Here is a 21,642-nt window from a genome sequence, read left to right as displayed (position 1 = left end):
GAGTCACCAGTTCCTTGATTAAATAAAATGGAGTTTTACATGAAGGCTTTCAATAAGCTGTTTTCCCTTGTTGTTGCATCTGTTCTGGTTTTCTCTCTTGCTGGCTGCGGTGACAAAGAAGAATCAAAGAAATTCAGCGCCAATCTGAACGGCACTGAAATTGCCATTACCTATGTCTACAAAGGTGACAAGGTGCTTAAGCAATCTTCTGAAACCAAAATTCAATTTGCCTCCATTGGTGCAACCACCAAAGAAGATGCCGCCAGGACACTTGAGCCGTTAAGCGCCAAATACAAAAACATCGCGGGTGTTGAAGAAAAATTAACCTATACCGATACCTACGCGCAGGAAAACGTGACTATTGATATGGAAAAAGTGGATTTTAAAGCCCTGCAGGGTATTTCAGGAATCAATGTTTCTGCTGAAGATGCCAAAAAAGGTATCACTATGGCGCAAATGGAACTGGTGATGAAAGCCGCTGGTTTTAAAGAAGTGAAATAATCTGTCGGCGGCCATGTTTCGCATGGCCGCCATACCCGTCTTAGCTTTTCTTCACATGCTGGCGCGCTGCCAGTCCACGCAGAAAATAACGTAAAAATTGATCGCCGCATTCGCGGAAGTTTTTATGATCCGGTGCACGCATCATCGCCGTAATTTCCGGCATCGAAACGCGGAACTGCTGTTCGGTGAGGATTGCCAGAATGTCATCGGTTTTAAGCGAAAACGCGATGCGTAATTTTTTCAGCACGATGTTGTTATTAATGCGACGTTCCGGCTCCAGTGCCGGAGCAGACTCATCCTTGCCGCGTTTTTCATAAATCAGGCCATTGAGGAATGAAGACAAAACAATGTCCGGACAACGCTGAAAACCCTCTTCGTCTTCTTTACGTAGCCAGACGGCGATCTGTTCCGCGGTGGCTTCGACATTACCCAGCGCCAGAATACGCACCAGGTCATTATTATTGGCTTTCAAAATGTAGCGCACGCTGCGCAGAATATCGTTACTTAGCATGAGGCCTTCAGGTGTTGATGAGGCAAAAAGCCATTTTAGCAGTCTTTTACAGGCCAATCGCCTCTTTTAAGCTTTTCAGATAACGGCGGCTGACCGGCACGGTTAAGCCATTACGCAAAATCAACTCGGCCTGGCCGTTATCTTCCAGACGGATCTCCTGTAAATGCGCGAGGTTAACCAGATACTGACGATGGCAGCGCAGTAATGGTGTACGACTTTCCAGGGTACGTAATGTCAGTTCGGTAAAGCCCTCTTTCCCTTCGTGACTGGTAACGTAGACACCGCTCATCCGACTGCTGACAAATGCCACATCTTTCATTTGCAGCAAATAAATCCGACTATGCCCCGTACAAGGGATAAATTTCAGCGCCTGTTGATTTTCCGGTAACAGCGAAACATCCTGCTTGCTGCGCTCCTGACGCAATCGCGCCAGCGTTTTCTCCAGTCGCGCTTCATCAATTGGCTTCAGCAGATAATCAAAGGCATGTTCTTCAAAGGCTTTAATGGCGTATTCGTCAAACGCGGTGAGAAAAACAATATACGGGCGATGTTCCGGGTCAAGCATCCCCACCATTTCCAGACCACTGATGCGCGGCATCTGGATATCGAGAAACAGCACATCCGGGCGCAGTTTATGCACCGCGCCGATCCCTTCCACGGCGTTTGAACACTCTCCAACGATTTCAATATCGCTCTGCTCCTGCAAAAATACGCGCAGGTTCTCCCGTGCAAGCGGTTCATCATCGACAATTAAGACTTTAATCATGCCTCGTCCCTCCATGGTAGTCGTAACGTTATTCGGGTGTAACTATCAGGCTCACAGGCGACGCTTATCCCATAGTCATCGCCAAACCGTTCACGTAAACGCTTATCCACCAGATTCATCCCCAGCCCACTGGCATTGGTTACCGGTTGATACAAACCGGCATTGTCTTCGATCTCCAGCATCAAATGTTGCCCCTCACGTCGGGCGCTGATTGCCACTCGCCCTGTATCCAGCAGTTGTGATGTCCCATGTTTAATGGCGTTTTCCACTATCGGTTGCAGGGTAAACGCGGGCAATTGCTGCTGGGATAATTCTTGCGGAATAGCAATGTTGACCTGCAACCGCGACTGGAAGCGCGCCTTTTCAATTTGCAGATAAGCGTTCACATGTTCAATTTCGTCGGCGAGAGTAACAAACTCCGAAGGCCGCTTTAAGTTTTTGCGGAAAAAAGTGGAAAGATACTGCACCAGCTGGCTGGCCTGTTCGCTGTCGCGGCGGATCACCGCTTTAATGGTGTTAAGCGCATTAAACAAAAAATGGGGATTCACCTGGGCGTGAAGCAGTTTGATCTCTGACTGGGTGAGCATCGCTTTTTGCCGCTCATATTGCCCGGCGAGGATCTGCGCCGAAAGCAGTTGCGCAATCCCCTCGCCCAGCGTGCGGTTGATTGAACTGAATAAACGGTTTTTGGCTTCATACAATTTGATGGTACCCATCACTCGCTGATTTTCACCACGCAACGGAATGACCAGCGTCGACCCCAGTTTGCATTGCGGATGCAAAGAGCAACGGTAAGGCACTTCGTTGCCATCAGCGTAGACCACTTCACCGGTTTCAATCGCTTTTAAGGTATAAGTCGAAGAAATCGGTTTGCCGGGTAAATGGTGGTCGTCACCAATTCCGGTAAAGGCCAGCAATTTCTCTCGATCGGTAATCGCGACTGCACCAATATCCAGCTCCTGATACAGCACCTGTGCCACTTTCATGCTGTTCACTTCGTTAAACCCCTGGCGCAAAATGCCTTCCGTCGAGGCCGCCACTTTCAGCGCAGTGGCAGAAAAAGCCGAAGTGTATTTTTCAAACATCGCGCGTTTATCGAGCAATATACGCATAAACAACGCCGCGCCGACGGTATTGGTGACCATCATTGGCGCAGCAATATTACTCACCAGACGCACCGCATCTTCATAAGGTCGGGCGATCGCCAGGATGATCAACATTTGCACCATTTCAGCGACGAACGTGACGGCACCGGCGGTAATGGGGTTAAAGACTTTATCAGTGCGCCCGCGACGGATCAGGATGCTGTGAACCAGGCCGCCGAGCAATCCTTCAACGATGGTCGAGATCATGCAACTTAGCGCGGTCATGCCCCCCATCGAATATCGATGTAACCCGCCGGTCAGACCAACCAGCCCACCGACGACCGGACCGCCGAGTAAGCCGCCCATTACCGCGCCTATCGCACGGGTATTGGCAATAGAATCGTCAATGTGCAACCCAAACCAGGTGCCCATGATGCAGAAGATGGAAAAGACGATGTAGCAGAGAAATTTATGCGGCAGACGAACCGTGACCTGCATTAACGGTATGAATAATGGCGTTTTACTCATTAACCACGCAATGACTAAAAAAACGCACATCTGCTGAAGCAGCAGCAACACCAGATTAAAATCGTACATACCCGCAAACCACACTTCCCTTTAAAATGCGTAACATACATTGCTTGCGTTTAACTTTCTTTGAACTCTTGCAGAAAAATGAGAATTCGTGAGTACGATCACTCAAAATCGCCTGGCAAAAATAAAATCACCCTATAGATGCACAAAAAACGGGCAAAACTACCTGGTTCGCAAAACTGCGTCTAAAGTTAAACCGGGACCTCGCGAGCAAGGGTGAGACGATGGCGCTTTACACAATTGGTGAAGTGGCGTTGCTTTGTGATATTAACCCTGTCACGTTACGCGCGTGGCAGAGGCGTTACGGATTGCTGAAACCGCAACGGACAGACGGCGGCCATCGGCTGTTCAACGATGCCGATATTGACCGGATCCGCGAGATCAAACGCTGGATCGACAACGGCGTGCAGGTCAGCAAAGTAAAAATGCTGCTCAGTAATGAAAATGTTGATGTGCAGAACGGCTGGCGCGATCAGCAAGAAACATTACTGACTTACCTGCAAAGCGGCAATCTGCATAGCCTGCGAACGTGGATCAAAGAGCGCGGTCAGGATTACCCCGCCCAGACACTCACCACACATCTGTTTATTCCTCTGCGCCGACGGCTTCAGTGCCAACAACCGACTCTCCAGACGCTGCTGGCGATCCTCGACGGCGTACTGATCAACTACATCTCTATTTGCCTGGCTTCGGCGCGCAAAAAACAGGGTAAAGATGCACTGGTGGTTGGCTGGAATATTCAGGATACCACTCGTCTGTGGCTGGAGGGCTGGATTGCCAGTCAACAAGGATGGCGCATTGATGTCCTCGCCCACTCGCTCAATCAACTACGCCCTGAACTGTTCGAAGGCCGTACATTGCTGGTGTGGTGCGGTGATAATCGAACCTCCGCCCAACAGCAGCAACTCACCAGTTGGCAAGAACAAGGCCATGATATTTTCCCACTCGGCATTTAATGATTCGTTAACAAATGCGCTTTACTGTACAATCCTTTCGTTAACATAAGGAGTGCATTATGCGCATAGCTAAAATTGGGGTCATCGCCCTGTTCCTGTTTATGGCGTTAGGCGGAATTGGTGGCGTCATGCTCGCAGGTTATACCTTTATTTTGCGTGCTGGCTGAACGCCTGCACCAGCCTTTCAAACAGGCGGTCTGCGATGATCGCCGCCAGTGCCACCAGTAACGCTCCCTGGATCACATACGCGGTATTAAATCCGCTAAGTCCGATGATGATGGGCGTACCCAGCGTGCTGGCCCCTACCGTTGAGGCGATCGTCGCCGTACCAATGTTGATAATCACCGAAGTTCGCACGCCAGCCAGAATCACCGGAGCCGCCAGCGGTAGCTCGACCTTACGCAGTCGCTGACCACGACTCATTCCCATACCTTTCGCAACTTCTGTCACGCTGGCATCAATCGCTCCCAGCCCGGCAAGTGTCGCCTGCAGGACGGGCAGCACGCCGTAAAGGATCAAGGCGATAATCGCTGGTTTCAGACCAAAGCCGATCACCGGAACGGCAATCGCCAGCACCGCGACGGGCGGAAAAGTCTGCCCAACGGCGGCAATAGTTTCCACCAGTGGGCGAAATTCCGCACCCCACGGGCGAGTGACAGCAATTCCGGCACCAGTACCAATGATCACCGCAAACAAACTCGAAATTCCCACCAGCCAGAAATGAGCCAGTGCCAGAGCTGCAAAACTTTCTTGCTGATAAACGGGTCGTGGCAGTTGTGGGAACAAGGCAGCAAACAGCGGCTGGCTATAAGGTAGCCAGAAAATCAGTGCCACAAACAAAGCAATGAGCCAGAACAGCGGATCGCGCAACATCTTCATACGCTTACGCCTCCTCCAGCAGATCCTGAAAATGCAGCGTGCCGCAAGGCTGGCCCTGCGTGTTCACCACCGGCAGCACCTCGCATCCCCGCGCGACAAACAGAGAAAGCGCATCGCGTAGCGTCATCCTTTCTTCCAGTGCCTCACCTTCAGCCCGTTCTTCACGGCGCACGTAATCTGCCACGCTACGTAACGAAAGCAGGCGTACACCCAGCTCACTACGACCAAAAAACTGGCGGACAAAATCATTCGCCGGATGAGTCAGCATCGCCAGAGGATTGCCCTGCTGCACGACTTCACCGTGATCCATCAATACCAGATGTTCTGCCAGCCGTAGCGCCTCATCAATATCATGAGTGACCAGCACAATGGTACGCCCCTGCAAACGGTGAATGCGCGTCATCTCTTGTTGCAACGCGCCGCGCGTTACCGGGTCCAGCGCGCCAAAAGGTTCATCCATCAGTAAGACTTGCGGATCGGCAGCCAGTGCGCGCGCCACTCCCACACGTTGCTGCTGACCACCGGAAAGCTGATGCGGATAACGCTCACGCAAATTTGGCTCCAGCCCCAGTAGCGCCATTAATTCGTCGATACGATCGTCGATCCGCGCCCGTGACCATTTTTGCAATTGCGGCACGGTGGCGATGTTTTGTGCCACGCTCCAGTGGGGAAACAGGCCAATAGATTGAATGGCATAGCCCATCCGGCGGCGCAACTCCAGTACTGGCAGCGAGCGAATTTCTTCTCCGGCAAAGCGGATCACCCCGCTGTCATGCTCCACCAGGCGGTTAATCATTTTCAGAGTGGTGGATTTACCGGAGCCTGATGTACCAATCAGCACCGAAAAACTCCCTTCCTGAAAATTGAGATTGAGATCGTTAACGGCTTTTTGTGCGCCGAACAGTTTGCTGACATGGCTAAATTCAATCATTACGTTTCACCTTCAGCAGTGCGATAAGCAAATCGAACAGCGCGTCGGTAAGCACCGCCAGAACAATTACCGGGATCACCCCCAGCAACACTAAATCAATGGCACTGCTTAGCAGCCCCTGGAAAACCAGCGCACCAAAACCGCCTGCGCCGATTAACGCCGCAATCACCGCCATGCCAACGGTTTGCACCATCACCACCCGCAGGCTGCGCAGAAATACCGGTAACGCCAGCGGTAACTGAACATGCAGGAAACGCTGCACCCCGCTCATCCCCATCGCTCTGGCGCTCTCCAGCACATCGCGCGGGATCTGGTTCAAGCCGACTACTACGCCGCGCACCAGCGGCAGCAAGGCATAGAGCACCAGCGCAATAAGTGCGGGTGTCATTCCGGTTCCTGCTATGCCGAGCGTTCCCAGCCACGGAAAGGCCGTAACCAGCGCGGCAAGCGGCGCAATCAGCAGGCCAAAGAGCGCTACCGAAGGCACGGTCTGAATGACATTCAGCAGAGAAAAAATCGCCCCCTGCCGCGCGGTGGAAAAGTAGCACCAGATGCCCAACGGCACACCAATCACTAACGCAGGCAGCACCGCACCAAACAGCAACGTCAGATGTTGTGCCAGAGCGTCGTCAAACACATCCTGACGGTTGGCGTATTCTTTCATTAACGAGAGATCGTTAAGCGTGCCGGAGTACAGCAACCACAGCGGAATAATGGCAATCTGCATATGCAACAACCAGCGCCACAGCGGATGCGTGGAGATTCGGCGGATGGCATCGCTACAGGCCAGCAGTGCCAGCGCCGCAGCCAGCCAGAAACCACTGCCGAGGCTGGTACGTGCCAGCGCACTGCCATTTTGCGCCAGTTGTGTCGCCGCCTTTCCAGCTCCCCACACCAGCAATACGAAGACGAATTGCGCCAGAATGAGTGCAAAAATGCTGCCTTTTTTAGCGGGAATAAAACAGGCTGTCAGCCAGGCGCAACCAACGCCCACCAGCATCCAGAGAGTTTGCGGCCACAGCTGCCAGAGATGACGCCCCTCACCCGAAACTAAACGATTAGGCGCGTAACTGATAAACGGCAGCGCCGCTGCGATTGCCGTCAGCAACAGCAGCAGCGCCAGAACAGGATTAATACGTAGATAAGTCACGGGAAATTACTTCGTCCACCCTTTTTGTTTCAGGTAGTCGGCAGCCACTTTTTTGGCATCCAGTCCTTCCACAGCAATGCTGGCATTCAGTTGCTGCAATGTTTTTTCATCGAGGCTGGCGAAGACTGGCTGTAGCCACTGTGCCATTTGTGGATACTCTTTCAGCACCGACTCACGCACCACTGGTGCAGGCGCGTAGATAGGTTGCACGCCTTGCGGATCGCTTAAGGTTTGCAGCCCCAGCGCCGCGACCGGGCCGTCAGTGCCGTAAGCCATTGCGGCATTAACGCCAGAGGTTTGCTGGGCAGCGGCTTTGATCGTTACCGCCGTGTCGCCACCAGCCAGTGACAGCAACTGATCCTGACCGAGCTTAAAGCCATAGGCTTTTTCAAACGCGGGTAAGGCATCGGCGCGTTCAATAAACTCTGCCGAGGCTGCCAGTTTGAAGGTGCCGCCCTCTTGCAGATAACGACTCAGGTCGGCAAGCGAAGTGAGCTTGTTTTTCTCTGCCACATCCTGACGCACGGCGATGGTCCAGGTGTTATTTGCAGGTGCGGGCGTCAGCCAGATTAACTTGTTTTGCTCTGCATCGAGTTTTTTGACTTTCTCGTAACCTTGCTGCACGTTTTTCCACGCTGCATCGTTTTCATCTTTAAAGAAGAACGCCCCATTGCCGGTATATTCCGGATAGATATCCAGCTCGCCAGAAGTGATCGCGCCGCGCACCACAGGAGTCGTTCCAAGTTGCACTTTATTTACCGTAGGAACGCCGTGACTTTCCAGCACCTGCAAAATGATATTGCCGAGCAGCGCGCCTTCCGTATCGATTTTTGAACCAACCTTAACGGGGGAAGCTGCCTGTAGCGGCAGGCTCACGGCTGCCAACAAAACCAGTGAACCTGCCCAGACCTTTGAGAGTGGCATGATGCTTTCCTCATTCTTTTACTGTTGTTTTCAGCGAATTAAGAGAAAAGCATAGTTGATAATGACAGGGTTAGCCTGTCTGGGTGGATTCAGTTGCAGAATCAGATAAATACTTAAAAGGCATATTTTGCCCGGCGTTTCTTGCCGGATGCGGCGTAAACGCCTTATCCGGCCTACAAACATCGAAAATTACAACAACTCAAACTCGGCTTTCTTAACGCGTGCGGAATCAGTGCCGATAAAGACATTGAACTTGCCAGGCTCGGCGTCATATTTCATCTGTTGATTCCAGAACTTCAGCGCCTCAATATCAATCGGGAAGCTGACGGTCTGAGTTTCGCCCGGTTTCAGAGTGATTTTCTCAAAGCCTTTCAGCTGCTTCACCGGGCTACTCATGGAAGCCGTCACATCCTGCAAGTACATCTGTACTACCGTGGCCCCTTCGCGTTTACCGGTGTTCGTCACCTGCACGCTGGCCGTCACTTTGCCGTCACGCTTCATGGTCGGCGCAGAAAGTTTCACATCAGAGACGGTGAAAGTGGTGTAGCTCAGCCCATAGCCGAACGGATAAAGCGCCCCGTTAGCTTCATCAAAATAACGCGAAGTGTATTTGTTCGGCTTGTCGGCATTATACGGACGCCCGGTATTCAGATGGCTGTAGTACACCGGGATCTGCCCGACAGAACGCGGGAAGGACATCGGCAGCTTGCCGGACGGGTTATAATCGCCAAACAATACATCGGCAATTGCATTACCGCCTTCAGTCCCCGCAAACCAGGTTTCCAGAATCGCATCAGCCTGCTGATCTTCTTTCACCAGCGCCAGCGGACGCCCATTCATCAGCACCAGCACCAGCGGTTTACCGGTGGCTTTCAGCGCCGCAATCAAGTCACGTTGGCTTTGCGGAATAGTGATATCGGTACGACTGGAAGCTTCGTGCGCCATCCCCTGAGCTTCACCGACCACAGCCACCACCACATCAGATTGTTTCGCGGTTTGCACCGCTTCATCAATCATCTCTTGCGGCGAACGCGGATCGACTTTGACCGCTTCTTCATACTGATTCAGGAAATCGATAATGCCTTTGTCACTGGTAACGTTCGCCCCTTTGGCATACAGCACTTTACCGTTTTCACCGACGGCGTTTTTAATCCCGGTTAGCACAGTAACAGATTGATCGGCGACACCTGCTGCCGACCAGCTTCCCATCACGTCACGCTTGCTGTCTGCCAGCGGGCCAACCACCGCAATGGTTGCAGATTTTTTCAGCGGCAGCGTTTCGAGACGGTTTTTCAGCAACACCAGGCTTTCGCGCGCCACTTCACGCGCTTCTTTGCGGTGCAGGCGGCTTTCGGCATTGGTATCCACCGGGTCAGACTCTTTCGGCCCCAAATGGCTGTATGGATCGTTAAACAATCCCATATCATATTTAACGTTCAGTACATGGCGGGCAGCATCGTCCAGCTCTTCCATCGTCACTTTGCCGGATTTGATCAACCCAGGCAGATACTTCGAGTAATACTCGTCGCTCATGCTCATGTTGATTCCGGACTTCAGCGCCACGCGTACCGCATCCTCTGGGTCTGCCGCCGTGCCATGTTTAATCAGTTCTTTGATTGCGCCGTGATCGGAAACGGTGATGCCTTTAAAGCCCCACTGGTCGCGCAGAACATCTTTCAGCAGCCAGGAGTCGGAGGTGGCTGGCGTGCCGTTCAGCGAGTTCAGCGCCACCATCACCGCACCGCTGCCTGCATCCAGCCCCGCTTTGTACGGCGGCATATAGTCGTTAAACAGGCGCTGCGGACTCATATCGACGGTGTTGTACTCTTTACCGCCTTCTACCGCGCCGTATGCGGCAAAGTGTTTGACGCTGGTCATCACCGAGTAGCGATCTGCCGGGCTTTTACCCTGCATCGCTTCCACCATGGTTTTACCCATTATTGAGGTGAGATACGTATCTTCGCCAAAACCTTCGGAAGCACGTCCCCAGCGCGGATCGCGCGAGACATCGACCATCGGTGCCCAGGTCATATTCAGGCCATCATCTGCCGCTTCATAAGCAGAGACACGCCCGACTGTTTTCACCGCATCGAGGTTAAAAGACGAGGCCAGACCGAGACTAATCGGGAACACCGTGCGCTGACCGTGCAGCACGTCGTAAGCAAAGAAAAGAGGAATTTTCAGGCGGCTTAATTCCATCACCTGATCCTGCATGGCGCGGATATCCTGACGGGTTACGGTGTTGAAAATCGCCCCAACCTGACCGTCTTTGATCATCTCGCGGATCGCCTCTTTCGGGTTATCCGGGCCGACGCTGATTAAGCGCAGCTGACCAATTTTCTCATCAACTGTCATTTTCTTAAGCAGTTCGGTGACGAACGCATCCCGCGCTTCGGGCGTTAATGGATGGTTGCCGAATAAATCATCCGCCAGTGCTGGCTGCAGGGCCAGACTCACCGCGATTCCTACTGAACATAGCCATTTCATATGGATTTTTCTTCCTTTGTTGCCCGACGTGGCAGCGAAAATGGTGCAAAAACCGTAGTTTGCCATAAGCATGATGGAGAGAGAAAAAGAATGCTCAGTTTATTGTCTGAATTTTCAAAATATTCACTCGCTGAATTGTCATACAAGGCGCTATTCTAGTTTGTGATATTTTTTCGCCACCACAAGGAGTGGAAAATGTCTTCCATGACAACAACTGATAATAAAGCCTTTTTGAATGAACTTTCCCGTCTGGTCGGTCATTCACACCTGCTCACCGATCCCGCAAAAACGGCCCGCTATCGCAAGGGCTTCCGTTCTGGTCAGGGCGACGCGCTGGCTGTCGTTTTCCCTGGCTCACTACTGGAATTGTGGCGGGTGCTGAAAGCCTGCGTCACCGCTGACAAAATTATTCTGATGCAGGCGGCCAATACAGGCCTGACCGAAGGATCGACGCCAAACGGTAACGATTATGATCGCGATATCGTGATCATCAGCACCCTGCGTCTCGACAAGCTGCACGTACTCGGTAAGGGCGAACAGGTGCTGGCCTATCCGGGCACCACGCTCTATTCACTGGAAAAAGCCCTCAAACCGCTGGGACGCGAACCGCACTCAGTGATTGGATCATCGTGTATAGGCGCATCGGTCATCGGCGGTATTTGTAACAACTCCGGCGGCTCGCTGGTGCAACGTGGCCCGGCGTATACCGAAATGTCGTTATTCGCGCGTATAAATGAAGATGGCAAACTGACGCTGGTGAACCATCTGGGGATTGATCTGGGCGAAACGCCGGAGCAGATCCTTAGCAAGCTGGATGACGATCGCATCAAAGATGACGATGTGCGCCACGATGGTCGTCACGCCCACGATTATGACTATGTCCACCGCGTTCGTGATATTGAAGCCGACACGCCCGCACGTTATAACGCTGATCCGGATCGGTTATTTGAATCTTCTGGTTGCGCAGGGAAGCTGGCCGTCTTTGCAGTACGTCTTGATACCTTCGAAGCGGAAAAAAATCAGCAGGTGTTTTATATCGGCACCAACCAGCCGGAAGTGCTGACCGAAATCCGCCGTCATATTCTGGCTAATTTCGAAAATCTGCCGGTTGCCGGGGAATATATGCACCGGGATATCTACGATATTGCGGAAAAATACGGCAAAGACACCTTCCTGATGATTGATAAGTTAGGCACCGACAAGATGCCGTTCTTCTTTAATCTCAAGGGACGCACCGATGCGATGCTGGAGAAAGTGAAATTCTTCCGTCCGCATTTTACCGACCGTGCAATGCAAAAATTCGGTCACCTGTTCCCCAGCCATTTACCGCCGCGCATGAAAAACTGGCGCGATAAATACGAGCATCATCTGCTGTTAAAAATGGCGGGCGATGGCGTCGGTGAAGCCAAATCGTGGCTGGTGGATTATTTCAAACAGGCCGAGGGCGATTTCTTTGTCTGTACGCCGGAGGAAGGCAGCAAAGCGTTTTTACACCGTTTCGCCGCTGCGGGCGCAGCAATTCGTTATCAGGCTGTGCATTCCGATGAAGTCGAAGACATTCTGGCGCTGGATATCGCTCTGCGGCGTAACGACACCGAATGGTATGAGCATTTACCGCCGGAGATCGACAGCCAGCTGGTGCACAAGCTCTATTACGGCCATTTTATGTGCTATGTCTTCCATCAGGATTACATCGTGAAAAAAGGCGTGGATGTGCATGCGTTGAAAGAACAGATGCTGGAACTGCTTCAGCAGCGTGGCGCGCAATACCCTGCCGAACATAACGTCGGTCATTTGTATAAAGCACCGGAGACGTTGCAGAAGTTTTATCGCGAGAACGATCCGACCAACAGTATGAATCCGGGGATCGGTAAAACCAGTAAGCGGAAAAACTGGCAGGAAGTGGAGTAATAATTACGGATGGCAGAGTATCGCCATCCGTCATTCATTTAATCGTTCTGTGCCGTCTGCCCCGCCGCCGCCATTTGGGCGGCTTTTTGTTTTTTATAGCTCAACGCTGCTGCCGGAACAGGCATCACTTTACCGGTTTCAATCCAGGTACGCAGGCGGCTGGCATCGGCAAAATGGGTATATTTGCCAAACGCGTCCATCACTACCAGCGCCACCGGTTTATTATTGATAACCGTGCGCATCACCAGACAATGGCCCGCCGCATTGGTAAAACCGGTTTTGGTTAACTGAATATTCCAGTTATCACGATACACCAGATGGTTAGTATTGCGGAACGGCAGCGTATACGTCGGGTTAGAGAAGGTTGCCATATCTTCCCGGGTAGTACTTAACTGCCCGATCAACGGATATTGTTTGCTGGCAATGAGTAGTTTGGTTAAGTCACGGGCGGTTGAAACGTTATGCACCGACAATCCGGTTGGTTCAACAAAGCGCGTGTTGTTCATTCCGAGCGATTTCGCTTTCGCATTCATCGCCTTAATAAAGGCTTTGTAACCACCGGGATAATGGTGCGCAAGGCTTGCCGCCGCGCGGTTTTCTGAAGACATCAGCGCCAGCAACAGCATATCTTTACGGCTGATTTCGCTGTTCAGTCGTACGCGCGAATAGACCCCTTTCATCTCCGGCGTCTGGCTGATATCCACTTTTAGTTTTTCATCCAGCGGCAGTCGTGCATCCAGCACAACCATCGCGGTCATTAATTTGCTGATAGACGCAATCGGACGCACCAGATCCGGGTGGTTCGAATAGATCACTTTGTTGGTATTCAGATCAACAATCATCGCGCTACCGGAGGCAATTTCCGGTTGTGACGCGGTGGTAGCGGCTGCCGTTTTCGCAACGGCCTGCGGTGCAAAAGGCACAGCCAGCATCAGGGCCAGGCTAAATAAAGAAACTCGAAATTTCGGCATGATGAGCATTCAGATAGTGGTTCACGCGCACGGGTTGCGCACCGCCGGAGTAAGGATTTACTGAGGCTAGCGACGCCATCATAACGAGCAAAAAGTGCGATCGTCAAAGGAGAATCGTGAGGAAATGCTGCATTGCTGACATTTACGCCAGCAATGCAGCGCAAAAGAACTTTCTAGAACAAACGATAACCGTAGCCCCATAGTATAACGGTAAGGGCGAGCAGCACTTCCAGCACCAGCACGCCTATCGCCAGTGTCGAACTGGAGAAGCTAAGTCCTTCCTCTTTGTTGATATTCAGGAAGCTCGGAATACCGAGATACAGCAGGTAGCCGGTGTAAAACAGCGCCACCGTGCCGACCAGCGCACACAACCAGACCAGCGGGTAAAGCGCCACCAGACCGCTTAAAAACAGCGGAGTTGCAACGTAGCCCGCGAAGACCATGCAGTGCGCAAGTGACGGACGCTGCGGATAATTACGCGCCATCCACCAGATGACCCGCCCCATCACCGCAACCCCAGCCAGCATAACGCCGTAAAACAAGACAGCCAGCGCCAGTCCGGTAAACCAGGATAACTTCAGGATAGTGCCATCGCCAAAATTCCAGCCAATCTGTGTAGTGCCAATGAAGGCGCAAATCACCGGAATCGCCGCCATCAGCAAAACGTGGTGGGTGTAGTGATGAGAAATCGTTTCGTTTTCGCGATTAATCACCTGCATTTCACGATCGGGATGGGAAAACAGTCCCCAGACATGGCTCATACCGCCCCCTTGTTGTGAGTTCATGAACCTGACAGTTCAAGTATAAGTCAGCTTGTGATTATTTTTTGTTCACTCATGTAATTTGCACCGTCTGATGTACGTCCTTTTTCAGCGTGAATGATTCACAGGGTGTATGCTTACAGGCAAGCAAAGGGAGACAGACTGTCCTATGGATCTCAATACACTCATCTCACAATATGGTTATGCCGCGCTGGTGATCGGTAGCCTGGCGGAAGGTGAAACCGTGACTTTGCTGGGAGGCGTTGCGGCACATCAGGGGCTATTAAAGTTCCCGCTGGTGGTACTTTCTGTGGCGCTTGGCGGCATGATTGGCGACCAGGTGCTTTATCTGTGCGGGCGGCGGTTTGGCGGCAAGCTATTACGCCGTTTCTCGAAACATCAGGATAAAATTGAGCGGGCGCAGAAACTGATCCAACGCCATCCGTATCTGTTTGTCATTGGTACGCGTTTTATGTATGGCTTTCGGGTCATTGGCCCGACGCTGATTGGTGCCAGCCAGCTGCCGCCGAAAATCTTTCTGCCACTGAATATCCTCGGCGCATTTGCCTGGGCGTTGATTTTTACCACTATCGGTTACGCTGGTGGTCAGGTGATTGCGCCGTGGTTGCATAATCTCGACCAGCATTTGAAGCACTGGGTCTGGTTGATTCTGGTCGTGGTTCTGGTGGTAGGCGTGCGCTGGTGGCTGAAACGACGCGGGAAGAAAAAGCCGGATAATCAGGCGTAAAACCATTGCCTAGGATAAGGCGTTCGCGCCGCATCCGACATCCGGTGCACCATGCCTGATGCGACGCTTGTGCGTCTTATCATGCCTACCCAAATATTACCCATTGAAATAACCACGCACCTCACTGCGCTATTCTGGGTTGAACTGCGGATTCGCCAGCATAAAGCCGCCATCCACTATCAACGACTGCCCAGTGGTGTAATTTGCGCCCTCCGAACAAAGCCACACCACCAGGCTGGCAATCTCATGCGTTGCGCCAAAACGCCGCAAGGGAATCGAAGGCTCCGCGCCGGGCTTCACGTCGCCATCATCCATGCCGTTCATTGGCGTGGCGATCGCCCCAGGTGCAACCGCATTCACCAAAATCTTATGCCTGACCAGCTCCAGCGCCATCGCTTTGGTTAACCCGCCGAGCGCATGTTTAGCGGCTGTGTAGGCGCTGGCATCCGGCAACGGCGTATGTTCATGCACCGACGTAATGTTGATGATGCGACCACCCTGCCCTTGTTTCACCATCTGGCGGGCAGCAATTTGCGAGCATAAAAATGCACCATCGACATCAACGGTAAAAATCTTGCGCCACTCATCGAAAGCCATATCAAGAAACGGCGCTTTGGTCATTGCGCCCGCATTATTCACCAGCACATCAATACGCCCCAGCCGTTGAATGAGTTTCTCCAGCGCCAGTGCCCCTTCTGGTAGATTGCCGAGATCCAGCTGCACGATCTCCGCACGTACGCCGTGGCTAACTACCTCACGCGCGGTATCTTTTGCCCCTTCTTCATCTGAGTGCCAGGTAATGCCAATATCAAACCCCTGCTGCGCCAGTAATAACGCGCACTCTTTGCCGATCCCCGAATCGGAGGCGGTAATAATCGCGACCTGTGCCATCGAGTTCTCCACTTAACGCTGAATAAACGTTAAGTATAGAAGGCGCATATCATCAGCGTTTGTAACCCCCGCCCAACGCACCAGTGAGTTGAATGGAGGCATCCAGCCACTGCCCTTGCAATAACAGGCCATTGGCCCGCTCACGCAGCGCGGGGATTCTGGCTTCGCTGACGCGGGAACCCGCAATGATGCCCGCGTTAAAGCGCGCCTGCGCAAGACCTACTACACGCAAGGCATCGCGCTCAATTTGCGCCTGATGCTGGTTTTTCTCCGCCAGTGTCTGAACCTGACTGGCTGCCCGCGCCACGTCATTCACCGCTTCAACCACCGCTTTGTTGTAGCTGGCGATAGACAAGTTGCTTTCGGCTTTTGCGATATCGAGGTTGGCGTTAAGACGACCACTATCGAAAATGGGTAGCGTCAGGCCTGCCGTAACGCCCATTTGCTGCGCGGAATGACGGAACAGATCGCTTAAGTGCAACGCATCCTGTTGCAGGAAGGCCATCAGGTTGATGTCAGGATAAAATGCCGCTTTTGCCGCATCAATAGTGCTTAACGATGACTCAACGTACCAGTGCGCCGCCTGCAAATCTGCCCGCCGGGCCAGTAAGGAGTACCCCAGTTCATCAGGAAGCTGACTTGCCACTTTCGGCAACGCGACCGGATTAAGCTTCAATGCCTTTGTCTGGTGATTTGTAAGTGCGCTTAACCGTGCCTCAATAATTTTCATTTTCCCCGCGACATCGTTGAGCTGCTGCCGGGTTTTGCTGGCATTAATATCGGTTTCCACACCTTCAACTGAAGAAGTAATCCCGTTCTGATATAGCTGGCGATCGGTGGCGATAATGGTGTTCTGCTCTTTTTCGATTTGCTGTAAGACAGTGTTTAACGCCGCCTGGGTTTGCCACTCCCAGTACAGGCGGGCTACGCTGCCAGCCAGCAATTGGCGGGTTTGCTCGCGTTCCGCCGCTCGTGCTTTAACCGTACCCAGGCGAGCAGTTACCTCTGCCCGATTCTTTCCCCAGATATCGAGATGCCAGCCCGCCGTTAAGCCAAAAGTACCGTTGGTGTACCACGGACCGGTCGTACCTGCGGCAGGATCGTTCAGAGCAAACGGCCCCATTAACCCTTCTGCAGACATTTTTTGCCGCTCCATATCCGCAGAAAAGTCGATCTGCGGACCATCCTGAGTAGCAACTGCCTTCGCCTGGGCTTCAGCCAGTTGAATGCGCTGTTCAGCCACCTGCATATCCGGTGCGTTCTGTAGTGCATTGTTAATTAAGGAAGTGAGTTGATTATCGTGATACTCCAGCCACCATTGGCTGTCTGGCCAACCATTTTTCAGCGCCGTGGGTAATGCGGTGTCAACTTGTGCAGCGGGCGTTTGCTGGCTTAACGCCTGGCGGGTTTCATGCATAGGTGCACACCCGGCCAGCATCAGTAACAGCGGAAAACAGGCGATGGCGGGATAAAAGGAATCACGATTCATGGGGGAATAATCAGGTAAGAAAAGGTGCGCGGAGATTACCGTGTGTTGCGATATATTTTTTAGTTTCGCGTGGCAATACATCAGTAGCAATAAAACGACATATCCAGAAAAATATACACTAAGTGAATGATATCTTCCGATTTATCTTAATCGTTTATGGATAGCGGCAAAGGGCTTCGTTTTTTCCTATACTTATTCAGCACTCACAAATAAAGGAACGCCAATGAAAATTATACTCTGGGCTGTATTGATTATTTTCCTGATTGGGCTACTGGTGGTGACTGGCGTATTTAAGATGATATTTTAAAAATCAGATATGGCATATAAGTTGTCAGGTCAGGAACTAGATATTTTGTGTACTTGATTTGCAAACAGCTCCGGTGTTGGTGGCGTCAAAATCGCTGAAGCGTTCCCCGAAGGCCGGGGCAGCCCACATGGATGTGGGCTGAGGGCGCGTCTTACAAGGACGTTACCTCGCGCCCGACCCGGTAGCCGAAGGGGATAAGCTGAAGGTACCGCGCAGCGGCGATTTTGTTCGCCAGAGCCCGGGGGTGCAGGGGGAGGAGGCGATTGTCCTCCCCCTGCGCGCTCCTTGCGCCAGTGGCAATATGTGGCTTAGCTCATGAAAGGAGCGCAACAAGATGATGAAGCTGAATAAGCGATTCATTGTCTCAGATAAGCTGCGATTCCACTATTATCGCAGCTTATCGATATCAATGGCCTGAATAGCCCTTGCAATATCAGGGGAATTATTCAACACCCGAACATGCTGAAATAATTCCGTTGCTTCATCGTATTCTTTACGCAAATAACTCAACCACTGTTTAATCCGCGCAACGTGATATAACCCGGTATCGCCCTGCTTTTCCAGACGGGTATATTTTTGCAGCAAAGCAACCACCTCCGGCCACGGCATTCGCGGTTCGTTATATTTCACCACACGGCTCAGGTTGGGAATATTGAGCGCCCCGCGACCAATCATCACTGCGTCGCAGCCGCTGATCGCCATGCATTGTTGCGCACTCTGCCAGTCCCAGATTTCACCGTTGGCAATCACCGGAATATTAAGCCGCTGGCGAATCTCGCCAATCGCCTGCCAGTCAATATGTTCCGCGCGGTAACCCTGCTCTTTTGTCCGCCCATGTACTACCAGCTCCGTAGCACCAGCCTGTTGAACCGCATCGGCGATTTCAAATTTCTTCTCACCGCTGTCCCAGCCCAGACGCACTTTTACGCTGACAGGCAAATGCGCCGGTACAGCTTCGCGCATCGCTTTTGCACCCTGGTAGATGAGTTCAGGATCTTTCAGTAACGTTGCCCCACCACCGCTACCGTTAACCGTTTTCGACGGGCAGCCGCAGTTAAGATCCACGCCCCAGGAACCTAACTCCACCGCACGGGCGGCGTTCTCTGCCAGCCACTGTGGGAACTGCCCTAACAACTGCACGCGAACCAGCGTACCGGATGGTGTCCGGCTGGCATTTTGTAGCTCAGGGCAAATGCGATGAAAGACTTTTACTGGCAGCAGTTGATCCACCACGCGGACAAACTCGGTGATGCACAGATCGTAGTCGTTAACTTCGGTCAGTAATTCCCGCACCAGAGAGTCAAGTACACCCTCCATCGGAGCCAGTAACACACGCATATCATCACCCGCAAAAAAATGAGGCGCTATGTTAGCGCCTCCGGTCAACGGATTAAAGGTCTGCAAAGAGGGATTGCTGCAAACTGCAATCCCTCTCTATGCTTGATGTATGCCTGAGTTCGCTGCGCATTGCGTAATACCGGGGAGCGAAAAAATAAGCGCTGATTTCTTAATGTGATCGGTAGCACGTTTTACGAATTAATTGTATGATGAATCCATCTCATCTGGGGTGTTGATTATGAGTAAGACACTGAACATTATCTGGCAATATTTACGTGCTTTTGTCCTGATTTATGCCTGCCTGTATGCAGGCATTTTCATTGCTTCCCTGCTACCGGTAACCATTCCGGGCAGCATCATCGGGATGCTGATCCTGTTTGTCCTGCTGGCCTTGCAAATTCTTCCGGCGAAATGGGTCAATCCGGGGTGCTACGTACTGATTCGCTATATGGCGCTATTGTTTGTGCCGATTGGTGTAGGCGTCATGCAATATTTTGATTTGCTCCGCGCACAGTTTGGTCCGGTAGTGGTTTCCTGTGCAGTCAGTACGCTGGTGGTTTTTCTGGTGGTGAGCTGGAGTTCACAACTGGTGCATGGTGAACGTAAAGTCGTAGGTCAGAAAGGATCAGAAGAATGATGGCGAATATCTGGTGGTCATTACCGCTGACGTTGATTGTCTTTTTTGCCGCCCGCAAACTGGCGGCACGGTATAAGTTTCCCCTGCTTAACCCGTTGCTGGTAGCAATGGTGGTGATCATTCCTTTTTTAATGCTGACCGGCATCTCTTACGACAGCTACTTTAAAGGTAGCGAAGTGCTAAACGATCTGCTGCAACCGGCGGTCGTCGCACTGGCCTATCCTTTATATGAGCAGCTACACCAGATCCGCGCGCGCTGGAAATCGATCATCACCATCTGTTTTATCGGCAGCGTGGTTGCGATGGTGACGGGGACTTCTGTGGCATTGTTGATGGGCGCTTCACCGGAAATCGCCGCGTCAATCCTGCCGAAATCAGTCACCACGCCTATTGCAATGGCAGTTGGCGGCAGTATTGGCGGTATTCCGGCAATCAGCGCAGTTTGCGTGATTTTCGTCGGCATCCTCGGCGCTGTGTTTGGTCATACATTGCTTAATGCGATGCGTATTCGTACCAAAGCTGCGCGCGGTCTGGCAATGGGGACAGCCTCGCACGCCCTCGGTACGGCGCGCTGCGCCGAGCTGGATTATCAGGAAGGTGCATTTAGTTCGCTGGCGCTGGTGTTATGCGGGATTATTACTTCGCTGATCGCACCGTTCCTTTTCCCGATTATTCTGGCAGTAATGGGCTAAAATTTGCGATGCGTCGCGCATTTTTGATGTAAGTTTCACGCGTTGCATAATTAATGAGATTCAGATCACATATAAAGCCATAGCGGGTTCGTAAACTGTTATCCCATTACATGATTATGAGGCAACGCCATGCATCCACGTTTTCAAACCGCTTTTGCCCAACTTGCGGATAACTTGCAATCTGCACTGGAACCTATTCTGGCAGACAAGTACTTCCCCGCTTTGTTGACCGGGGAGCAAGTCTCATCGCTGAAGAGCGCAACGGGGCTGGACGAAGACGCGCTGGCATTCGCACTACTTCCGCTGGCGGCGGCCTGTGCGCGTACGCCATTGTCGAATTTTAATGTTGGCGCAATTGCGCGCGGTGTGAGCGGAACCTGGTATTTCGGTGCCAATATGGAATTTATTGGTGCGACAATGCAGCAAACCGTTCATGCCGAACAAAGCGCGATCAGCCACGCCTGGCTGAGTGGTGAAAAAGCGCTTGCAGCCATCACCGTTAACTACACGCCTTGTGGTCACTGCCGTCAGTTTATGAATGAACTGAACAGCGGTCTGGATCTGCGTATTCATCTTCCGGGACGCGAGGCACACGCGCTGCGTGACTATCTACCGGATGCCTTTGGGCCGAAAGATCTGGAGATTAAAACGCTGCTGATGGACGAGCAGGATCACGGCTATGCGCTGACTGGTGATGCGCTTTCTCAGGCGGCGATTGCGGCGGCAAACCGTTCGCACATGCCTTACAGTAAGTCGCCAAGCGGTGTCGCGCTGGAATGTAAAGACGGTCGTATTTTCAGCGGCAGCTACGCTGAAAACGCCGCATTCAACCCGACTCTGCCGCCGTTGCAGGGGGCGTTAATTCTGTTGAATCTCAAGGGTTATGATTACCCGGATATCCAGCGCGCGGTTCTGGCAGAAAAAGCCGATGCGCCGTTGATTCAGTGGGATGCCACCTCCGCAACGCTGAAAGCTCTCGGCTGTCACAATATCGACCGCGTGCTTCTCGCTTAAGCCTGGTGCCGGATGCGGCGTGAACGCCTTGTCCGGCTTGCCAGCCCTTTCCTGGTGTCGAAAATCCCGGCAAACAGTTTGCCGTTTCTTGCGCAAAAC

The 21,642-nt window shown here is 52.3% G+C and carries 22 protein-coding genes; 9 read left to right on the top strand and 13 right to left on the bottom strand.

Features of this window, described 5'->3' with window-relative positions:
• The first annotated feature begins 39 nt into the window (after window positions 1-39).
• The gene (locus ACJHX4_RS05915) at window positions 40-501 is read left to right on the top strand and encodes a YehR family lipoprotein (RefSeq protein ID WP_001296231.1); all 462 of its coding nucleotides are present in this window, start codon (window positions 40-42) and stop codon (window positions 499-501) included.
• A gap of 40 nt (window positions 502-541) precedes the next feature.
• Here the strand turns inward: ACJHX4_RS05915 and ACJHX4_RS05910 are convergent, their stop codons facing one another.
• From ACJHX4_RS05910 to btsS, 3 genes are read right to left on the bottom strand one after another with little or no spacing between them, the layout of a single operon-like run.
• Window positions 542-1,012 (bottom strand): DUF1456 family protein, encoded by a 471-nt coding sequence (locus ACJHX4_RS05910; RefSeq protein WP_001295430.1) that lies wholly within the window; start codon window positions 1,010-1,012, stop codon window positions 542-544.
• Window positions 1,013-1,058: 46 nt separating this feature from the next.
• Window positions 1,059-1,778: a two-component system response regulator BtsR gene (gene btsR / locus ACJHX4_RS05905; protein WP_000598641.1), complete on the bottom strand. Its 720-nt coding sequence runs from the start codon at window positions 1,776-1,778 to the stop codon at window positions 1,059-1,061.
• A complete protein-coding gene (gene btsS, locus ACJHX4_RS05900; protein WP_001295431.1) occupies window positions 1,775-3,460 on the bottom strand; it encodes a two-component regulatory system sensor histidine kinase BtsS in 1,686 nt (561 codons plus the stop codon). Before btsS ends, btsR begins: the two co-directional genes overlap by 4 nt.
• A 221-nt stretch (window positions 3,461-3,681) precedes the next feature.
• Between btsS and mlrA the strand changes: the two genes are divergently transcribed.
• Window positions 3,682-4,413: an HTH-type transcriptional regulator MlrA gene (mlrA, locus tag ACJHX4_RS05895; RefSeq protein WP_001240408.1), complete on the top strand. Its 732-nt coding sequence runs from the start codon at window positions 3,682-3,684 to the stop codon at window positions 4,411-4,413.
• Between the two features lie 59 nt (window positions 4,414-4,472).
• Complete coding sequence (locus ACJHX4_RS05890) at window positions 4,473-4,580, top strand: protein YohO (protein WP_001216963.1); 108 nt, start codon at window positions 4,473-4,475, stop codon at window positions 4,578-4,580.
• Here the strand turns inward: ACJHX4_RS05890 and yehW are convergent.
• The 5 genes from yehW to bglX all read right to left on the bottom strand — a co-directional run bounded on the left by yehW (window position 4,561) and on the right by bglX (window position 10,784).
• Entirely contained in the window at window positions 4,561-5,292 is a 732-nt protein-coding gene (yehW, locus tag ACJHX4_RS05885; RefSeq protein ID WP_000783109.1) for a glycine betaine ABC transporter permease YehW, read from the bottom strand. The two genes, ACJHX4_RS05890 and yehW, sit on opposite strands and share 20 nt — an antisense overlap.
• A 4-nt stretch (window positions 5,293-5,296) precedes the next feature.
• Window positions 5,297-6,223, bottom strand: coding sequence for a glycine betaine ABC transporter ATP binding protein YehX (yehX, locus tag ACJHX4_RS05880; RefSeq protein WP_000569347.1), 927 nt, complete (start codon window positions 6,221-6,223; stop codon window positions 5,297-5,299).
• A complete protein-coding gene (gene yehY / locus ACJHX4_RS05875) occupies window positions 6,216-7,373 on the bottom strand; it encodes a glycine betaine ABC transporter permease YehY (protein ID WP_000221815.1) in 1,158 nt (385 codons plus the stop codon). Before yehY ends, yehX begins: the two co-directional genes overlap by 8 nt.
• A gap of 6 nt (window positions 7,374-7,379) precedes the next feature.
• Entirely contained in the window at window positions 7,380-8,297 is a 918-nt protein-coding gene (osmF, locus tag ACJHX4_RS05870; protein ID WP_001131267.1) for a glycine betaine ABC transporter substrate-binding protein OsmF, read from the bottom strand.
• A gap of 189 nt (window positions 8,298-8,486) precedes the next feature.
• Window positions 8,487-10,784 carry a beta-glucosidase BglX gene (bglX, locus tag ACJHX4_RS05865; RefSeq protein ID WP_247773321.1) on the bottom strand — a complete coding sequence of 766 codons (2,298 nt, stop codon included), beginning with the start codon at window positions 10,782-10,784 and terminating at the stop codon, window positions 8,487-8,489.
• 195 nt (window positions 10,785-10,979) lie between these two features.
• On the opposite strand from bglX, the gene dld reads away from it, so the two are divergent.
• Complete coding sequence (dld, locus tag ACJHX4_RS05860; protein WP_000097409.1) at window positions 10,980-12,695, top strand: D-lactate dehydrogenase; 1,716 nt, start codon at window positions 10,980-10,982, stop codon at window positions 12,693-12,695.
• A 38-nt stretch (window positions 12,696-12,733) separates the two neighbouring features.
• On the opposite strand, the gene pbpG is transcribed toward dld, so the two are convergent.
• Entirely contained in the window at window positions 12,734-13,666 is a 933-nt protein-coding gene (gene pbpG / locus ACJHX4_RS05855) for a D-alanyl-D-alanine endopeptidase (protein ID WP_001319943.1), read from the bottom strand.
• A gap of 173 nt (window positions 13,667-13,839) precedes the next feature.
• A complete protein-coding gene (locus ACJHX4_RS05850) occupies window positions 13,840-14,427 on the bottom strand; it encodes a Yip1 family protein (protein WP_001295454.1) in 588 nt (195 codons plus the stop codon).
• Window positions 14,428-14,596: 169 nt separating this feature from the next.
• Here ACJHX4_RS05850 and ACJHX4_RS05845 point away from each other — a divergent pair, with 169 nt between their 5' ends.
• Window positions 14,597-15,175 (top strand): DedA family protein, encoded by a 579-nt coding sequence (locus ACJHX4_RS05845; RefSeq protein WP_000365433.1) that lies wholly within the window; start codon window positions 14,597-14,599, stop codon window positions 15,173-15,175.
• 129 nt (window positions 15,176-15,304) lie between these two features.
• Here ACJHX4_RS05845 and ACJHX4_RS05840 read toward each other — a convergent pair whose 3' ends face one another.
• Both ACJHX4_RS05840 and mdtQ read right to left on the bottom strand, forming a co-directional pair.
• Entirely contained in the window at window positions 15,305-16,066 is a 762-nt protein-coding gene (locus ACJHX4_RS05840; protein WP_000079537.1) for an SDR family oxidoreductase, read from the bottom strand.
• A 52-nt stretch (window positions 16,067-16,118) separates the two neighbouring features.
• Entirely contained in the window at window positions 16,119-17,555 is a 1,437-nt protein-coding gene (mdtQ, locus tag ACJHX4_RS05835; protein WP_001078132.1) for a multidrug resistance outer membrane protein MdtQ, read from the bottom strand.
• Window positions 17,556-17,778: 223 nt separating this feature from the next.
• On the opposite strand from mdtQ, the gene yohP reads away from it, so the two are divergent.
• The gene (gene yohP, locus ACJHX4_RS05830; RefSeq protein WP_000691708.1) at window positions 17,779-17,862 is read left to right on the top strand and encodes a small membrane protein YohP; all 84 of its coding nucleotides are present in this window, start codon (window positions 17,779-17,781) and stop codon (window positions 17,860-17,862) included.
• Window positions 17,863-18,249: 387 nt separating this feature from the next.
• On the opposite strand, the gene dusC is transcribed toward yohP, so the two are convergent.
• Window positions 18,250-19,200, bottom strand: coding sequence for a tRNA dihydrouridine(16) synthase DusC (gene dusC, locus ACJHX4_RS05825; RefSeq protein ID WP_001264872.1), 951 nt, complete (start codon window positions 19,198-19,200; stop codon window positions 18,250-18,252).
• A 238-nt stretch (window positions 19,201-19,438) separates the two neighbouring features.
• Between dusC and ACJHX4_RS05820 the strand changes: the two genes are divergently transcribed.
• The 3 genes from ACJHX4_RS05820 (at window position 19,439) to cdd (ending at window position 21,543) form a co-directional block, all read left to right on the top strand.
• Window positions 19,439-19,837: a CidA/LrgA family protein gene (locus ACJHX4_RS05820; protein ID WP_001295452.1), complete on the top strand. Its 399-nt coding sequence runs from the start codon at window positions 19,439-19,441 to the stop codon at window positions 19,835-19,837.
• A complete protein-coding gene (locus ACJHX4_RS05815; RefSeq protein ID WP_000968208.1) occupies window positions 19,834-20,529 on the top strand; it encodes a CidB/LrgB family autolysis modulator in 696 nt (231 codons plus the stop codon). The genes ACJHX4_RS05820 and ACJHX4_RS05815 overlap by 4 nt, the downstream gene beginning before the upstream one ends.
• Before the next feature lie 129 nt (window positions 20,530-20,658).
• Entirely contained in the window at window positions 20,659-21,543 is an 885-nt protein-coding gene (gene cdd / locus ACJHX4_RS05810; RefSeq protein WP_000553553.1) for a cytidine deaminase, read from the top strand.
• The last annotated feature ends 99 nt before the right edge of the window (window positions 21,544-21,642 follow it).

The sequence above is a fragment of the Escherichia sp. WS2035 genome, assembly GCF_046487065.1.
GTDB classification, from domain to species: Bacteria; Pseudomonadota; Gammaproteobacteria; order Enterobacterales; family Enterobacteriaceae; genus Escherichia; species Escherichia coli.
This window is presented reverse-complemented; position numbering and strand designations above follow the sequence as displayed.

Bases quoted from the DNA above. Each gene is read 5' to 3' on its own strand.
- ACJHX4_RS05915 (WP_001296231.1), top strand. From the start codon at position 40: ATGAAGGCTTTCAATAAGCTGTTTTCCCTTGTTGTTGCATCTGTTCTG.
- ACJHX4_RS05910 (WP_001295430.1), bottom strand. From the start codon at position 1,012: ATGCTAAGTAACGATATTCTGCGCAGCGTGCGCTACATTTTGAAAGCC.
- btsR (WP_000598641.1), bottom strand. From the start codon at position 1,778: ATGATTAAAGTCTTAATTGTCGATGATGAACCGCTTGCACGGGAGAAC.
- btsS (WP_001295431.1), bottom strand. From the start codon at position 3,460: ATGTACGATTTTAATCTGGTGTTGCTGCTGCTTCAGCAGATGTGCGTT.
- mlrA (WP_001240408.1), top strand. From the start codon at position 3,682: ATGGCGCTTTACACAATTGGTGAAGTGGCGTTGCTTTGTGATATTAAC.
- ACJHX4_RS05890 (WP_001216963.1), top strand. From the start codon at position 4,473: ATGCGCATAGCTAAAATTGGGGTCATCGCCCTGTTCCTGTTTATGGCG.
- yehW (WP_000783109.1), bottom strand. From the start codon at position 5,292: ATGAAGATGTTGCGCGATCCGCTGTTCTGGCTCATTGCTTTGTTTGTG.
- yehX (WP_000569347.1), bottom strand. From the start codon at position 6,223: ATGATTGAATTTAGCCATGTCAGCAAACTGTTCGGCGCACAAAAAGCC.
- osmF (WP_001131267.1), bottom strand. From the start codon at position 8,297: ATGCCACTCTCAAAGGTCTGGGCAGGTTCACTGGTTTTGTTGGCAGCC.
- bglX (WP_247773321.1), bottom strand. From the start codon at position 10,784: ATGAAATGGCTATGTTCAGTAGGAATCGCGGTGAGTCTGGCCCTGCAG.
- dld (WP_000097409.1), top strand. From the start codon at position 10,980: ATGTCTTCCATGACAACAACTGATAATAAAGCCTTTTTGAATGAACTT.
- pbpG (WP_001319943.1), bottom strand. From the start codon at position 13,666: ATGCCGAAATTTCGAGTTTCTTTATTTAGCCTGGCCCTGATGCTGGCT.
- ACJHX4_RS05850 (WP_001295454.1), bottom strand. From the start codon at position 14,427: ATGAGCCATGTCTGGGGACTGTTTTCCCATCCCGATCGTGAAATGCAG.
- ACJHX4_RS05845 (WP_000365433.1), top strand. From the start codon at position 14,597: ATGGATCTCAATACACTCATCTCACAATATGGTTATGCCGCGCTGGTG.
- ACJHX4_RS05840 (WP_000079537.1), bottom strand. From the start codon at position 16,066: ATGGCACAGGTCGCGATTATTACCGCCTCCGATTCGGGGATCGGCAAA.
- mdtQ (WP_001078132.1), bottom strand. From the start codon at position 17,555: ATGAATCGTGATTCCTTTTATCCCGCCATCGCCTGTTTTCCGCTGTTA.
- yohP (WP_000691708.1), top strand. From the start codon at position 17,779: ATGAAAATTATACTCTGGGCTGTATTGATTATTTTCCTGATTGGGCTA.
- dusC (WP_001264872.1), bottom strand. From the start codon at position 19,200: ATGCGTGTGTTACTGGCTCCGATGGAGGGTGTACTTGACTCTCTGGTG.
- ACJHX4_RS05820 (WP_001295452.1), top strand. From the start codon at position 19,439: ATGAGTAAGACACTGAACATTATCTGGCAATATTTACGTGCTTTTGTC.
- ACJHX4_RS05815 (WP_000968208.1), top strand. From the start codon at position 19,834: ATGATGGCGAATATCTGGTGGTCATTACCGCTGACGTTGATTGTCTTT.
- cdd (WP_000553553.1), top strand. From the start codon at position 20,659: ATGCATCCACGTTTTCAAACCGCTTTTGCCCAACTTGCGGATAACTTG.